Here is a 14,175-nt window from a genome sequence, read left to right on the forward strand (position 1 = left end):
GTTATCTGAGTTGCTTGATTATTGATTTATCTTGGTAAGTTTCAGCTGTGACCAAGCTCAATTGATTTAGAAACTCGATTTGAAAGCTCCCCGGACCTTGTCCAGTCGTTAGTTCAGCGGCGATTTCAGCAGCCACTCCATAGAAGGAGAGGGCTTCGACTGCGGCTTCAAGAGATGCTCCTTCACTTACCGCTAGAAATGCACCGACTACTGCACTTAGCAGACAACCGGTTCCCGTTACTTTCGTTAGAATAGGGTGACCGTTGCTGGCAATGTAGGTGTTATCTCCATTTGTGATGACATCGTCTTTTCCGGTGATGATAACTACACAGCCTAACTTCCGCGCGGCAGTCTCAGCCAAGACGACTACGTCGCCATCCCCTTCGCCTGCATCTACCCCTTTAATAGACCAGCTTTCACCAATGACATTGGCAACTTCAGCTACATTGCCACGTAGAGCGGTAATCTGCATCTCATTCACTAGCTTTTGAGTGACCGCTGTTCGATAAGAAGTGGCTCCCGCACCCACTGGATCAAGAACTAAGGGAACGCCGTGCTTATTCGCAGATTGTCCCGCGAGCACCATGGATTGAATGGCGTAGTCATTCAGTGTACCGATATTTAGAACTACGGCAGATGAAAATGCTGCGATATCGACCACTTCCTCGTGAGCATCCGCCATAAAGGGGGAGGCACCGAGCGCCAAAAGACCGTTGGCTGAGAAATTGGCTACGACGATGTTGGTGATATTGTGGACCAGTGGATTGGATTTCCGTACTTTGGATAGATAACTCATGATTATTCCTCCTCAAGTTTTATGAGCGAATAGCTAATGTTTAAAGATTAATAAAAGCATCCTCAGCTTTGATGTCAGTAGACAGTAAATCATTGTCCGATAGCCACTGTCGTACCTTCTCCCAAGACGCGGGCGCTTGATATCCAAAATCTTGATCACCCGCATTCATTAGCGGTAGTAGAATCGCCAGGCTCTTCTCTTCAATTTGCTTATCGAGTGGAGAGGTCTCATCTTCGTGTGCAAGCAGCAAATTTAACGCTTTTTCCGGATTATCCTGCACAAATTGTTGTCCTTTTGTAATTGCATTTAGAAACTTTTTGAAATAGGATTCAGAATTTTGTATTCCTTGATCGCTGGCGACAAGGACTAGCTCATAATAATCGGGGACTCCGTAATCCGTGGGATTGAACGAGTTCACGCGATGACCTTCTTTTTCCAAGATTAATTGTTCGTGGTTAATGAACCCTCCCATAATGGCATCCACTTGCCCCGTCGCAATCGCCGGAATAAGGTCAAAGCCTACGTCTATTAATTTGCTGGCCTTTGGGTCACCCCCATCGTTTTGGATCATCGTACGAATCATGGCTTCATAAAGAGGAATGGAAGAATACCCGATCTGTTTACCTGTGAGGTCTTTTGGACTATGAATGTCACCAGCCTGAGGTACCATTAAATGATTAAGCGGATGTCTCACAATCGCTGCAATCGAACGTACTGGAATGTTCTCACTGCGTGCCATGAGCACCTGAGGTTGATAACTAAACGCTAAATCGATTTGATTCGCTGCTACAAGTTTCAGTGCGTCATTGCTGTCTGTGGGCATTTGGATCTCTACGTCCAGACCTTCCTCTTGGAAATAACCATTCTGCACAGCAGCATATAAAAATGAGTGAACGGCATTGGGATACCAATCGAGCATAATCGTCAGCTTGTGCGTTTGTTTAATTTCGTTATTAGATGAATTAGCAGGAGGACTACTTACATTGGATGCTTTTCCGCAGCTGGTGAAGATTAGGAGTGAACATATGAGAAATACGGGAATAAGCCATTTTCTTTGGGAATTCAAATCATTCATTGCTTAGATCCTCTTTTCTTTAAAAATAATGGTTCGAGCAGAGCTATCATCAGAAACAACACTACACCAAGCGCGGACAACAGAAATACAGCGGCGAACATTTCGGCACTTTGCATATTTCCGGCCATCCTTCGGCTAAAGTAACCGAGTCCTTTGCTGCCGCCGAGCCATTCGCCGATGGTTGCTCCAATCACGCAGTACACAATGGATAGCTTTAGTCCTGAGAAAAAAGAGGGCAGCGCCAGCGGGATTTGGGTTTTAGCAAGCAGTTGCCAGCGGTTTGCGCCAAATGTTAACAATAAGTCTTTGTAGGCTTGACCACTTGTACGAAGTCCGTCATATGTACTCACAACGACTGGAAAAAAAGCAGTTAGAAACACAACAGCCACTTTGCTCCACAGCGTATACCCGAACCACATAATAAAAATGGGGGATAGCGCGATTAACGGGATCGTCTGACTGATAATAAGGAACGGATAGATGGCCTTTTCAAGGGGGCGAAATAAGAACATTCCGGTGCCCAGCAGTGAACCACAGATAACCGAGAGAACAAAACCTACCAATATTTCCTGCAGTGTCGCCAATAAATGCGGTCTGAGTAATTGCCTGTGTTCGATCAATGCGATACCTATTGAAGAAGGTGCAGGTAGGATAAAGGCTGGAATCAAGTGAAGACGAACAGCTGATTCCCAGATCACAAGAATGAACAATAGCAGTAGAATGAAGGGGCCGTAATTGTTTAAATATTTTTTAAAAGGTATGGGCTGCATACAGTCTCCGCTCCAACTCTTCCCGTAACGCTATAAACCGGGGTTCATAGTTCATCTTGTAATGTCTTGGCCTCGGTAAATCAACGACGATCTCCTGTAATTCGCTATGCATGCCTCCAGACAATAAATAAATCCGATCGCTTAGTAACAGCGCTTCCTCTAGATCATGGGTGATGAGCATCACTGTTTGATCCAGCTCATCCCAAAGCTCCAACAGCCAACGGTGTATCTCACGTTTGGTCATAGCGTCGAGCGCTCCAAATGGCTCATCTAGCAGAATAAGACCGGCCCCGCCGCCAGCTACAAGCGTTCGTAGAAATGCGACTCGCTGTTTCATGCCACCCGATAGCTCATGGGGATAAGCCCTCTCTACATCGGCCAAACCGAAGCGTGACAGCATTTCCCGAATGTGAGAGATCGTCTGTTGTTTACTAAACCTTGGTTTAATCTCCCAGGGCAAAAGACAGTTGTCGAGCACGGTTCTCCAAGGCAGCAGCAAATCCTGCTGAGGCATGTATGCGATCTGACCTAAGCGAGAAGAGGATGACGAGTTCGAATGAATTTTTATTTTCCCATGAGTGGGTTCGAGCAAGCCTGCTATAGTTTTGAAAAGCGTACTTTTCCCGCTTCCGCTAGCCCCAATGACAGAGACAAATTCTCCTTGCCTGATATCCATTGATAGATCTGCGAATACAGGGGGTTGTTCTGATTCCGGAAAGGAGTAGGTTAAGCCTTGAATGGATAGGATTGTCGTGATGATCGAACCTCCTAAAAAGTTTTGTGAGCGTTGGCTTCTTGGAAAGCATCGTACAAAACTTGCTTCGGAAGCCTACGCTTAAGTTTTGTGATTGATTGTAAACAAATAAAGACCCATTCATTTCCGGTGGGAAATAAATGGGTCAAAAAGTTCATTCAGCATAGGAACACTAAAAATGCATGGGATGAAAATTCTGCTCCACTTCCCTCCGCTGGTATGATCCAGATCAGGTTCCAAGGGTCCGGAGCTTGAAGCTCCGTCTCAGTCGGCCGACTCCCCTAGTGAAATAACAGGTCCATATTTAATTTGTTTATAAATATACCATATCTTTCTGAGATGTAAAGAGAGGATCTTGTGAAGGATTATTTTAAGAATGGGTAATATAAGGGTAGAGATTTACCTAATATTACAATTCCGATGTATATAATCGGAAAAAACCATTGACGGTAAACAGCAGCCAGTGTAGTATACAATTTACCGGATGAATTCCGGGTAAAGAGAGGGGAATTAATAATGAAAAAACTAAGTTTAACTATTCTATTGGCGTTAACCGTGGTGTTTGTAGCGGCCTGCGGCAATAATTCGAATACCGATACTTCTAAAAATTCTTCAGCTGGAACGAATGGTGGAAATACAGCCACTGCGCAAAACAGTCTGGAAGCTGTTAAAGCTAGCGGCAAATTGCGTATAGGAACAGAAGGGACGTATGCACCCTTTACTTATCATGACGCTTCGGGGAAACTGACCGGCTTTGACGTAGAAATTGCTGAGGAAGTAGCGAAGCGTCTCGGTGTTGAACCAGAATTTTTTGAGACACAGTGGGACGGTATTTTTGCTGGGATGGATGCCAAGCGGTTTGATGTTATTTTTAACGAAGTATCCATTAATGAAGATCGTAAAGTGAAATATGATTTCTCTGAACCGTATATCGTATCTAAAGCGGTATTGATAGTAAGTGAAAACAATGAGGATATCAAAACATTTGCAGATCTTAAGGGTAAAAAAGCCGGACAATCTCTAACCAGTAACCTGTCCGATATCGCCCGTGAGAACGGTGCTGAAATCGTTGCTACAGACGGGTTCAATCAAGCGATGGACCTATTGACCTCAGGCCGTATTGATGCGACTGTAAATGATGGTTTGTCTTATCTGGACCTGAAAAAGCAAAAGCCTGATGTGAAAATTAAAGTGGTAGATGAGATTCCTGACGGTTCGCAAAGCGCAGCTGTTTTCTTAAAAGGCAACGATGAGTTGGTAAAAGCAGTTAGTGATGCAATTGTTGAAATGAAGAGCGATGGCACATACTTAAAGATTTCTGAGAAATACTTTGGTGCTGACGTTTCAAAATAATACAAGGTTTCAGAAGCTAACTAGCTTGGAACCAAAAAAGGATGTCTAAAAATGGATGACCGCAAAATACAAATTTTCTTAGATTCACTGCTACCCCTGCTAAAAGCTGGGGTGGCTTTTACCATTCCTTTGGCATTGATATCATTTGCACTTGGACTGATCTTAGCGATATTGACTGCACTAGCTCGTCTCTCCCCGTGGGTACTTCCGAAGCTGATCGCTCGCTTTTATGTATGGGTCATTCGTGGAACCCCTTTGTTGGTACAACTGTTTATTATTTTCTATGGTTTGCCGGCAGTTGGAATCGTGCTCGACCCTTTCATAGCCGCGACCATTGGATTTACGCTTAGTGTAGGAGCTTATTCATCAGAAATCATACGTGCTGCTATCCTGTCTATACATAAAGGTCAGTGGGAAGCGGCCTTCTCCGTTGGGATGACTCGTGCCCAGGCACTGCGCCGCGTTATACTGCCACAAGCTGCCCGTGTTTCTGTTCCGCCGTTATCGAATTCCTTTATTAGCTTGGTCAAAGACACTTCACTGGCAGCGACCATTACCTATACGGAGATGTTCAGAACAGCACAGCAGGTTGCTTCCACCTCCTATGAGCCACTGCTGATCTATTGCGAGGCAGGATTGTTCTATTTACTATTCTGCTCAGTGTTATCAGCACTGCAAAATTACTTGGAGAAACGACTGAGTCGTTACTCTGCGAGCTAAAGGGGGAGACAATTATGATTGAAATACTTAATTTGCATAAATCCTTCGGTGAGCTGCAGGTATTAAAGGGCATTGATCTCGAAATGGAACATGGCAAGGTACTGGTCATTATTGGCCCATCGGGTTCAGGCAAAACAACGCTTTTACGCTGCTTTAATCTGCTTGAAGTCCCTGATCAAGGAAGCTTATCGCTCAGTGATATTAAAATTAATTTCACGGATAACAAGAAAATCCCCCAGAAGTCCATTTTGGCATTACGCCAAAAAACAGGGATGGTCTTTCAGTCCTATAATCTTTTTCCGCATATGACTGCACTAGGCAACGTGATGGAGGGGCAGGTGACGGTCCAGAAACGATCCAAGGACGAAGCACGCGAACGTGCCCTTCAGTTGTTAACTAAAGTTGGCTTGGCGGACAAAGCGGATGCTTATCCGCACCAACTGTCTGGTGGCCAGCAGCAACGGGTAGCTATCGCTCGTGCCATGGCAGTAGATCCAGAGGTGCTGTTGTTCGATGAGCCTACCTCTGCGCTTGATCCTGAGTTGGTGGGGGAAGTGCTTAAGGTTATTAAACAGTTAGCGGCAGAGGGAATGACTATGGTGATAGTGACCCATGAGATGAAATTTGCTGCGGATGTGGCTGACCGGATCATTCTGATGGATGGAGGCCATATTCTAGAGCAAGGGACTCCGCAAGAAGTTCTTGAGCATCCGCAGCATCCTCGTGCTCTGCAATTTCTGAACAGAATTAGTGGAGAAGAAGTATAGAAGAAGATCAAGACGCAAAAAAGCAGTTCAGGACTATACCTGGGCTGCTTTTTCTTGTTTACCATTCAATGTTAGTGGTGCGTCGCTTCAAGGTTAGGATTTAATACCGGTCTTCAGGAATTCCAAAGCATTATAGAGCATAATCGCAGCTTCGGCGCGAGTGATTTCACTTTTTGGATTAAACTTCCCATTGGCGTCTAAACTATTAATCTTGTATTTAAGAGAACGTTGAATGCTGCCTTGATAAGAAGGATTCAGCGCAGCATCGTCAGCGATATCTACGGGCACTATATTGATCATCGGCAGATTCCCAATGCCTTCGACCCCTTGCACTAGATAATTGGTGAACTCTTCTTTGGTCATTGTTTTGGTTGGATCAATGTCCTTAGGAAGCTCGACACGATTGTAATACGCATTGATAAAGGCTTCAGCATACCAAGCTTTATCCTTGACTTTCGTGAACAAGCCACTAGCAACAGGAGCTTTGTTGAAATCAATAGCCGCGAGACTAAGCTGGAGTCCACCCGAAATGAACTGGATCCCTTGTGCTGTTGTTACTTTGGAGCTGGGCAAGAATTGGGATTCACTAACCCCTTTGATCAAGCCTTGATTTTTTAAAGAAATAATTTTTTCTTTGCCGTTTATATTATCAATATCCTTAAAGGTATTTCCGGCTGCAAATATTTGGCCACCCAAAGAGAAGGAGAGAATCGTAACGGTTGTAATCGCGGCTAACGTTCTTTTTTTCATATTCATGGTTATTTCACCTCGTTGTATGGATAGGCCTCGTGGCCGCTATCAAATTCTTAAACGCAGAAAAATATGGAAAGGTTGCGGTCAAACCTACATTATTTCACGAAAAAGTAGATTTTGGTAGAAAAATAGGCAGGATTGGGTGAAAGAACTTTGGATAAGAGAGCTAAAATGTTATAATGATGTCAGGCTCTATTCATTCGTGATTATTTTTGATATGATTATATCGTAACGATTACTATTTACGTTTAATATTTTGATGCATAAATGGGTGCGTCTCAGTGGATACGGATGTTAAATCATTCCGGGAAGGTAGGAGATCAAATGGATCAAATTTCAAATATCAGTCAGCTTTTTGCGGCGCAAAAATATAAATTAACGCCCCAGCGTGAGGCCATAGTGAACATATTGCTCGACAATGAGAAAGATCATCTCAGCGTAGAAGAAGTATATATGCTTGTTAAGAACAGTTATCCGCATTTAGGGCTGGCAACGGTATACCGTACACTTGAGCTCTTATGCGAGCTTCACATTGTAGAAAAGATGAACTTCGGAGATGGAGTCGCTCGTTACGATCTGCGCGGGAATGATCATTCTCACATGCATCATCATTTGATATGCAGCGTGTGCGGCAGGTTGGAAGAAATTAAGGATGACTGGCTAGTGGAGCTGGAGAAAAGAGTGGAACGTGAATATGGCTTTAACGTCACGGATCACCGCCTTGATTTCAAGGGTACTTATGACACATGTAAACGAACTGGCTGCAAAAAAGAAAAAGCAAACAAAGCGGTTTCTTAAGCCGCTTTCTACCTAAAAGAAGAAGCTGTCTCAGAAGTAGTAAGTACTACTTAGGGGGCAGCTTCTTTTTCGGAAAGGAATTAGGGAAAAACTCCCTCTAAATAACTGATAATTGGCCGATACGAATGGAAATGGGGAAATCCTCCCTATAAATCTGCGAAAAATCTATATTTCACAACAAATCAGTTGAATTATAGGGAGGATTTCCCTAATTAGTAGTCAAATGCTCAGAAATCTCTGAATTATAGGGAGATATTCCTTAATTTGCACGCAAAGCAGCGCTTCTTGAAAACCGGAGAAGCGCTACATTGCGTTTTAAGTTAAAGAAAATCCTACTTATGGGAAAGCCTATGTCATTTTTCTTAGCTTCGAGTGGGTACGAAGGATTTAATCCACGTTCCGAAGCTCCCAGGGTTACGGCTCTGAACGAGGATTACACCTTCTCCGCGGAATCGGCAGACAAGCGCTTCACCACTGGTTAAACTGTTCAACCAACCCGAGGCTGCTTTTTCTACCTTATAGTCCATATAATCTGGCCAAGCGACGAGATGTCCATTGTCGATAATCATCTCTTCACCAGGTGCTAAGTTAATGGCGTGGATCGCTCCGAAGGAGGACAGGAATACTGTTCCTCTGCCGCTGATTTCTACAATGAAGAAGCCTTCGCCAGAGAAAAGTCCGCGTGTTAAATTTTGCATTTTTGTATTTACTTGAATGCCTTCCGTACCGGCTAAGAATCCGTCCTTTTGAACTAACAGCTTATAGGATCCATCTAATTCGATAGCTTGGATATCACCTAATGATCCAGGAGACAGTAGGACCTCACTTTGACCACGGATAGCTCTGAGTTCCTGGAAGAAGAACTTTTCACCGCTCAGCATTCTTCCCAGACCCCGCATTACGCCTCCATCAGCGGTTCCTTTTAATTCTACGTTAGGAGACATGGCAACCATTGCGCCCATCTCAGCTTTAACACTTTCGCCGGGGTCCAAATATACCTTTAACATTGCAAAAGCACCCTCGTACAAAACATCGTATTTCATCACTAAAAACCTCCGAATCTATTTAGATAAGTAAGAAAACTTGCAGTGATCTCATTGTAACGGAATTCTGGCTGCGCTCATAGTCTGTATTATGTTAAACTGTAGTTGTCTAATAGTTCATCAATGAATAGGAGAGTGGTGCCACATGGCACGAACCAAGACTCAAAAAGCCTTGTTAAAGGCAGAGCGCTCAGGTATCTGGTGCGCAGCTCAAAGTCGCAGATCCAATGGGGATTATAGCGCCATTTCACAGCATGTACGGTTAACGCCGAGCAAACAACAGCAATTGAATAAGAACAAACACAAGGAGCGGATCTTCCAAGATGATGCTCCTTTTTATTTGGCGATTTGAAAATAATGTGTCACTCTGTAGGAGGACAAGAACATAGTCCCATTAGAACCCGCGCCCAGCGCGGTTTTTCTGTTTTATGACGAAAATGGACAAGAACATGGTCTCATTGCCGATTTGATATATGTCTAATTCAGATATTCTTTACGATAGTAGGTCGTTCCAGAGTTATCATGATCAGGGACTTGTACAAAATGTGAATAGAATTATGCAGATGAACTGTTATTACCAATCTGGATCTTACGAGTGCAAAAATGAATGATAAAGCAGCCTTAAGTACGTCAAAGAAAGGGGTTCCCTTCTCCGTATTGTAATTGCCATATACTCAAATTCTTCACCCGCCAAGCCAAGCCAAACCAAACCATCGTACAATCGGGTGATCCTTATTGTCTTGAGAGACTTGGAAAGTATTATGAACGGTTAAAAAAGGCAAAGAAATGACCTTCAGTATGCCTTTGAAAATTAACAACTATACCCGGGTCTGCCAATTACAGAAGTAAACAACCGTCTCGATCAAATCCAAAGCGAAATGGAAAAGTGGAAGCAGCTGCGAGGGCATTTTCGAGTTATCCATACAAATGTCCTGAGGTTCTCAGAGCAAAGTAAAATCAAATATTTCGTAATTAAACCATATGTAGTCCATTAATTATGCTCCTGTTTAAAACGATAAAGGTTATAAATACAATATATCATTGAACTAAACTGCTCGTTAGCTTAATGAGGCAATGACAGTCTAACACTCTATTTTCAAATAAAAATTACGCTAAGGTCTATGTCAGTTTCAGAAGAATAATGGAGTATATAAATTAATGTTTAAGAGAATAAAGAGCTCTGAGTTGATCACACTGAGTATCTTTATCTTTATTACTTTGATGTGCTGGGTGAAAGTTGCAACTATCGAGAAGGAAGGGTTCATCTGGTTTCAAGATACTTCTGAAGCGGTAATTTCCCGTCTCTAATGTGCTTAGTGCCCATAAGCGACGCTAAGCCAAAGCAGCACCACGGACTCGTCACGTACTAAATCGAAAATACAAACCTTTATTAATGTGTGAGCAATTTAACCCTCGGAGAAATCTTCAAGGTTTTTTGACTTCAAGTTATTCTTTTAAAAAAAGAACGATGGTTTCTGCGGCAAACTCTGGTTTGTTGCCTCAGCTGTATTCTCCTTGACCGCTCACTAATGGAGAACAGGTACACTTTTTCTTGAGCTGATTTAGAAGCGGTTAAATAATCTAACCAGCTGGCTAGAAAGGAAAATACGGAGTCGAGTAAGGAATTGATAGCCTTCCAACCGATTACAGATAAAATGATTCCCAGAGTATTAAAGATTTCATGAATAAATTGTTGCATAATAAAATTCCTCTAGATTTATTCGCATATTGCCTTCTGCTTCCAATTAGAGGGAGTCCACCGGTACAACGACTCTTTGCGCCTTCCTGAATTAATCATCGCTCCATCATGACTGAAGGTTGTGGAATGATTTTAACTATTTCAATTCATCGTCTTCTCTATACAGAAGATGACTGGTCTACTATTATCCGGAACCACGATTACGGCAATTGAATGTTTCGTTTTGACAAAGTTATTTTAACTAACACATTCGATACGCAACGAGTTGTCCATTACGCCGTTAAACAAGTCAAGGATAAGAAGATGGCTGCAAGGAGAAATTCACGGACGGAGAGAATATTGGCGACTAAGATCGCTTGAATGTTCTGGCTGCCGAAGTAGGGCTTGATGTTGCAAAGGTTGTGGAAACGCTGGAATCTTCCATATACAAAGAGTCGGTACGTGGAGTGGAGAAGTAAGAAAGGAAGCATACTGAGCAGCCGTCGATATGATTACGATCGCCTCTAAATATCTGCTTGCTACATTAAAGATAAGTAACCGGTTTTCAACCCGGTTGCTGTCGGATTATTGCTTTCTAATCCTTTTTCAATATAAAGGTGTTCACATCTTGAAAAAATTCGAACACGTTACATAAGGGGAAAAAAGGTGCGGAATAGAGAAAAGGAAAGACCAAGCAGTTTAAAATTGTCGGTCTATAGGAGTTAAAAAGGCATTAGTAATAAGAGTGTGGATTTTCTCTCTTATTCTTAAAAATGGTAAAAAAGGGGGGGTGAAAGAAATGGCTATTTTATCAACTGGACCGATTGAGAATAGTCCGGTCAGTGGTGTAAGGCCAACACAACAGTTGACCATTAATATTGATAATAGAAATATGGTCACAAATGCGATTATTTTGATTCAAGGTTATTACCTAAATGGGACTAGAACGTTATATGTACTTGAATTAATTAATGTGAATCCAAATCAAGCAATATCGAAGGAGTATTTTGCGAACCTGGATGTATTTGAATTTGTCTTTACAACGAGCGGTTTAGCAGAACAGCAGATAGATATTTCAGTTTGGGGAAAGAATTCTGTGGGACAACTCGTAACACCTCACCGTATCGTATCTTCAGAATTGTTAGGAGCAAATGAAAGAATCATAGGAACAACCGGGGCAACGGGTGAAACCGGAGAAACAGGTGCAACTGGAGCTATAGGTGCAACTGGAGCTACTGGCGCAACGGGCGAAACCGGAGTAACTGGCGCAGTTGGAGATACTGGCGCGACTGGTGTAACCGGAGTAACTGGCGCAGTTGGATTTACAGGGGCAACTGGAGCAACTGGAGTTACAGGCGCAACAGGAGAAACAGGAGAAACTGGCGTAACTGGAGCAACTGGCGCAACGGGTGAAACCGGAGCTACAGGGGCAACTGGCGTTACAGGAGTTACAGGCGCAACAGGAGAAATAGGAGCAACTGGCGTTACCGGAGGAATAGGAGCAACTGGCGTTACCGGAGAAACAGGAGCAACTGGCGTTACCGGAGAAACAGGAGCAACTGGCGTTACCGGAGCTACAGGCGCAACTGGTGTAATCGGAGCAACTGGAGAAACAGGAGCAACAGGGGCAACTGGCGTAACCGGAGAAACAGGAGCAACTGGCGTTACTGGATTAACGGGAGCAACTGGCGTTACTGGATTAACGGGAGCAACTGGCGTTACCGGTGCAACTGGCGTAACCGGAGAAACAGGAGCAACTGGGGTTACCGGAGAAACAGGAGCAACTGGCGTTACTGGAGTAACGGGTGCAACTGGCGTTACCGGAGCTACAGGAGCAACTGGCGTTACCGGAGCTACAGGAGCAACTGGAGTTACAGCGGAAACAGGAGCAACTGGCGTAACAGGGGCAACTGGAGCAACCGGAGCAACTGGAGCAACAGGCGCAACAGGAGAAACAGGCACAACAGGAGAAACAGGCACAACTGGAGTTACAGGGGCAACAGGGGCAACTGGCGTAACTGGCGTAACCGGAGCAACTGGTGTAACTGGAGAAACAGGAGCAACTGGCGTTACAGGAGAAACAGGCACAACTGGAGTTACAGGAGCAACTGGTGTAACCGGAGCAACTGGAGCTACAGGGGCAACTGGCGTAACAGGGGCAACTGGCGTAACTGGCGTAACCGGAGAAACAGGAGCAACTGGAGCGACTGGTGTAACTGGAGCGACAGGAGCTACAGGGGCAACTGGCGTAACAGGGGCAACTGGAGCTACAGGAGCAACTGGCGTTACCGGAGCAACAGGAGGAACAGGAGCAACTGGCGTAACCGGAGCGACTGGAGCAACAGGGGCAACTGGCGTAACCGGAGCTACAGGCACAACTGGTGTAACCGGAGCAACTGGCGTAACCGGAGAAACAGGAGCTACAGGGGCAACTGGTGTAACCGGAGCTACAGGAGCAACTGGCGTAACTGGAGCTACAGGAGCAACTGGCGTAACCGGAGCAACAGGAGAAATAGGAGCAACTGGCGTAACCGGAGCAACCGGAGAAACTGGAGTTACTGGAGTTACTGGAGTAACGGGTGCAACTGGCGTTACCGGTGCAACTGGCGTAACCGGAGCAACCGGAGCAACAGGAGCAACTGGCGTAACCGGAGCAACAGGAGAAACAGGGGCAACTGGAGCAACAGGAGCAACTGGCGTAACAGGGGCAACTGGAGCTACAGGAGCAACTGGCGTTACCGGAGAAACAGGAGAAACAGGAGCAACTGGCGTAACCGGAGCGACTGGAGCAACAGGGGCAACTGGCGTAACCGGAGCTGCAGGAGCAACTGGCGTAACCGGAGCAACCGGAGAAACAGGAGCAACTGGCGTAACTGGAGCTACAGGGGCAACTGGCGTAACTGGGGCAACTGGCGTAACCGGAGCAACAGGAGTTACTGGAGTAACGGGTGCAACTGGCGTTACCGGGGTAACAGGTGTAACAGGTGTAACCGGAGCTACAGGGACAACTGGCGTTACCGGTGCAACAGGAGCAACTGGCGTAACCGGAGCAACCGGTTCAAATGCCACAATACAAAATGGATTATTTAATGTCAGCGTAGTATCAGTAGTAAATGGGACAGCAATTTCTTATACAACTTCATTCATTAATGGCACTAACATTTTGCATCCATCGAGTACAACCTTTGTTCTAGCATCAGGACACATTTATTTGGTTTCGTATACGTTCAGAGCAACTAGTTCTGTAGTTGGAAACGTAACGGTGACACCAAGATTTAATACCGTATTTCAGAGTCGATTTTCAGGTAGATCAGTTACTGGAACTCTAGATGCAAATGTTAGTGTATCGGGTACGTTCTTAGCTGATGCCACCTCAACTGCGATCACAATCGATTTTCTTTATAATGGATCGGCAACAACCACATTTACGGATGGTTCTGTTTCGATTATTCAGGTTCAGTAAACGAATGGGGAATGAAAGTGTAAATTCATTGCTTCGTAAGGATTTACTTACGGAGTGTTAAAGAAGTCATTCAGAGGATCAGTTAGTAATCTAAATGAAATCGACATTTTTTGTTTTTAAGTTGTAGCTATTTTGATTTTAATAATCCTATTTATTAGTGGGGAGGAGCAAATACAGATCGACTATTAAATACTAAATAATGAAT

At 44.3% G+C, this 14,175-nt stretch carries 13 protein-coding genes and 1 riboswitch; of the genes, 7 read left to right on the forward strand and 6 right to left on the reverse strand.

Annotation, left to right across the window (positions count from 1 at the left end; all coding sequences use genetic code 11):
- Position 1: 1 nt before the first annotated feature.
- Genes thiM through NST34_RS12975 form a run of 4 tightly spaced genes read right to left on the reverse strand, consistent with a single transcriptional unit; the run spans position 2 to position 3,317 of the window.
- Complete coding sequence (thiM, locus tag NST34_RS12960) at positions 2 to 796, reverse strand: hydroxyethylthiazole kinase (RefSeq protein WP_341127941.1); 795 nt, start codon at positions 794 to 796, stop codon at positions 2 to 4.
- A 40-nt stretch (positions 797 to 836) separates the two neighbouring features.
- A complete protein-coding gene (locus tag NST34_RS12965) occupies positions 837 to 1,871 on the reverse strand; it encodes an ABC transporter substrate-binding protein (RefSeq protein ID WP_341127942.1) in 1,035 nt (344 codons plus the stop codon).
- Positions 1,868 to 2,641, reverse strand: coding sequence for an ABC transporter permease (locus NST34_RS12970; protein ID WP_081382860.1), 774 nt, complete (start codon positions 2,639 to 2,641; stop codon positions 1,868 to 1,870). Before NST34_RS12970 ends, NST34_RS12965 begins: the two co-directional genes overlap by 4 nt.
- Complete coding sequence (locus tag NST34_RS12975; protein ID WP_341127943.1) at positions 2,622 to 3,317, reverse strand: ABC transporter ATP-binding protein; 696 nt, start codon at positions 3,315 to 3,317, stop codon at positions 2,622 to 2,624. The genes NST34_RS12970 and NST34_RS12975 overlap by 20 nt, the downstream gene beginning before the upstream one ends.
- Before the next feature lie 267 nt (positions 3,318 to 3,584).
- A riboswitch (TPP riboswitch) is annotated at positions 3,585 to 3,688 on the reverse strand.
- Positions 3,689 to 3,911: 223 nt separating this feature from the next.
- On the opposite strand from NST34_RS12975, the gene NST34_RS12980 reads away from it, so the two are divergent.
- Genes NST34_RS12980 through NST34_RS12990 form a run of 3 tightly spaced genes read left to right on the forward strand, consistent with a single transcriptional unit; the run spans position 3,912 to position 6,235 of the window.
- The gene (locus NST34_RS12980; protein WP_076282859.1) at positions 3,912 to 4,748 is read left to right on the forward strand and encodes an amino acid ABC transporter substrate-binding protein; all 837 of its coding nucleotides are present in this window, start codon (positions 3,912 to 3,914) and stop codon (positions 4,746 to 4,748) included.
- A gap of 51 nt (positions 4,749 to 4,799) precedes the next feature.
- The gene (locus NST34_RS12985; RefSeq protein WP_076299420.1) at positions 4,800 to 5,468 is read left to right on the forward strand and encodes an amino acid ABC transporter permease; all 669 of its coding nucleotides are present in this window, start codon (positions 4,800 to 4,802) and stop codon (positions 5,466 to 5,468) included.
- A 14-nt stretch (positions 5,469 to 5,482) separates the two neighbouring features.
- Positions 5,483 to 6,235 (forward strand): amino acid ABC transporter ATP-binding protein, encoded by a 753-nt coding sequence (locus tag NST34_RS12990; RefSeq protein ID WP_042187521.1) that lies wholly within the window; start codon positions 5,483 to 5,485, stop codon positions 6,233 to 6,235.
- A gap of 93 nt (positions 6,236 to 6,328) precedes the next feature.
- Here the strand turns inward: NST34_RS12990 and NST34_RS12995 are convergent, their stop codons facing one another.
- Positions 6,329 to 6,991, reverse strand: a complete 663-nt coding sequence (locus NST34_RS12995; protein ID WP_076282857.1) for an S-layer homology domain-containing protein — start codon at positions 6,989 to 6,991, stop codon at positions 6,329 to 6,331.
- A gap of 321 nt (positions 6,992 to 7,312) precedes the next feature.
- Here NST34_RS12995 and NST34_RS13000 point away from each other — a divergent pair, with 321 nt between their 5' ends.
- Positions 7,313 to 7,786 carry a Fur family transcriptional regulator gene (locus tag NST34_RS13000; protein ID WP_042187525.1) on the forward strand — a complete coding sequence of 158 codons (474 nt, stop codon included), beginning with the start codon at positions 7,313 to 7,315 and terminating at the stop codon, positions 7,784 to 7,786.
- A 362-nt stretch (positions 7,787 to 8,148) separates the two neighbouring features.
- Here NST34_RS13000 and NST34_RS13005 read toward each other — a convergent pair whose 3' ends face one another.
- Positions 8,149 to 8,829, reverse strand: a complete 681-nt coding sequence (locus NST34_RS13005) for a TIGR00266 family protein (RefSeq protein ID WP_042187527.1) — start codon at positions 8,827 to 8,829, stop codon at positions 8,149 to 8,151.
- A 145-nt stretch (positions 8,830 to 8,974) separates the two neighbouring features.
- Here NST34_RS13005 and NST34_RS13010 point away from each other — a divergent pair, with 145 nt between their 5' ends.
- From NST34_RS13010 to NST34_RS13020, 3 genes are all read left to right on the forward strand, one after another.
- Positions 8,975 to 9,181, forward strand: coding sequence for a hypothetical protein (locus NST34_RS13010; protein WP_076282856.1), 207 nt, complete (start codon positions 8,975 to 8,977; stop codon positions 9,179 to 9,181).
- An 806-nt stretch (positions 9,182 to 9,987) separates the two neighbouring features.
- Entirely contained in the window at positions 9,988 to 10,137 is a 150-nt protein-coding gene (locus NST34_RS13015; protein WP_341127944.1) for a hypothetical protein, read from the forward strand.
- A gap of 1,169 nt (positions 10,138 to 11,306) precedes the next feature.
- Positions 11,307 to 13,970 carry a beta strand repeat-containing protein gene (locus tag NST34_RS13020; protein WP_341127945.1) on the forward strand — a complete coding sequence of 888 codons (2,664 nt, stop codon included), beginning with the start codon at positions 11,307 to 11,309 and terminating at the stop codon, positions 13,968 to 13,970.
- The last annotated feature ends 205 nt before the right edge of the window (positions 13,971 to 14,175 follow it).

This window comes from Paenibacillus sp. FSL H7-0714 (assembly GCF_038003765.1).
Classification (GTDB): domain Bacteria; phylum Bacillota; class Bacilli; order Paenibacillales; family Paenibacillaceae; genus Paenibacillus_AQ.

Coding starts and splice junctions, on each gene's coding strand:
- NST34_RS13015 (WP_341127944.1), top strand. CDS start 9,988: ATGTTTAAGAGAATAAAGAGCTCTGAGTTGATCACACTGAGTATCTTT.
- NST34_RS12985 (WP_076299420.1), top strand. CDS start 4,800: ATGGATGACCGCAAAATACAAATTTTCTTAGATTCACTGCTACCCCTG.
- NST34_RS12970 (WP_081382860.1), bottom strand. CDS start 2,641: ATGCAGCCCATACCTTTTAAAAAATATTTAAACAATTACGGCCCCTTC.
- NST34_RS13010 (WP_076282856.1), top strand. CDS start 8,975: ATGGCACGAACCAAGACTCAAAAAGCCTTGTTAAAGGCAGAGCGCTCA.
- NST34_RS12995 (WP_076282857.1), bottom strand. CDS start 6,991: ATGAATATGAAAAAAAGAACGTTAGCCGCGATTACAACCGTTACGATT.
- NST34_RS12975 (WP_341127943.1), bottom strand. CDS start 3,317: ATGGATATCAGGCAAGGAGAATTTGTCTCTGTCATTGGGGCTAGCGGA.
- NST34_RS12965 (WP_341127942.1), bottom strand. CDS start 1,871: ATGAATGATTTGAATTCCCAAAGAAAATGGCTTATTCCCGTATTTCTC.
- NST34_RS12980 (WP_076282859.1), top strand. CDS start 3,912: ATGAAAAAACTAAGTTTAACTATTCTATTGGCGTTAACCGTGGTGTTT.
- NST34_RS12990 (WP_042187521.1), top strand. CDS start 5,483: ATGATTGAAATACTTAATTTGCATAAATCCTTCGGTGAGCTGCAGGTA.
- NST34_RS13000 (WP_042187525.1), top strand. CDS start 7,313: ATGGATCAAATTTCAAATATCAGTCAGCTTTTTGCGGCGCAAAAATAT.
- NST34_RS13020 (WP_341127945.1), top strand. CDS start 11,307: ATGGCTATTTTATCAACTGGACCGATTGAGAATAGTCCGGTCAGTGGT.
- thiM (WP_341127941.1), bottom strand. CDS start 796: ATGAGTTATCTATCCAAAGTACGGAAATCCAATCCACTGGTCCACAAT.
- NST34_RS13005 (WP_042187527.1), bottom strand. CDS start 8,829: ATGAAATACGATGTTTTGTACGAGGGTGCTTTTGCAATGTTAAAGGTA.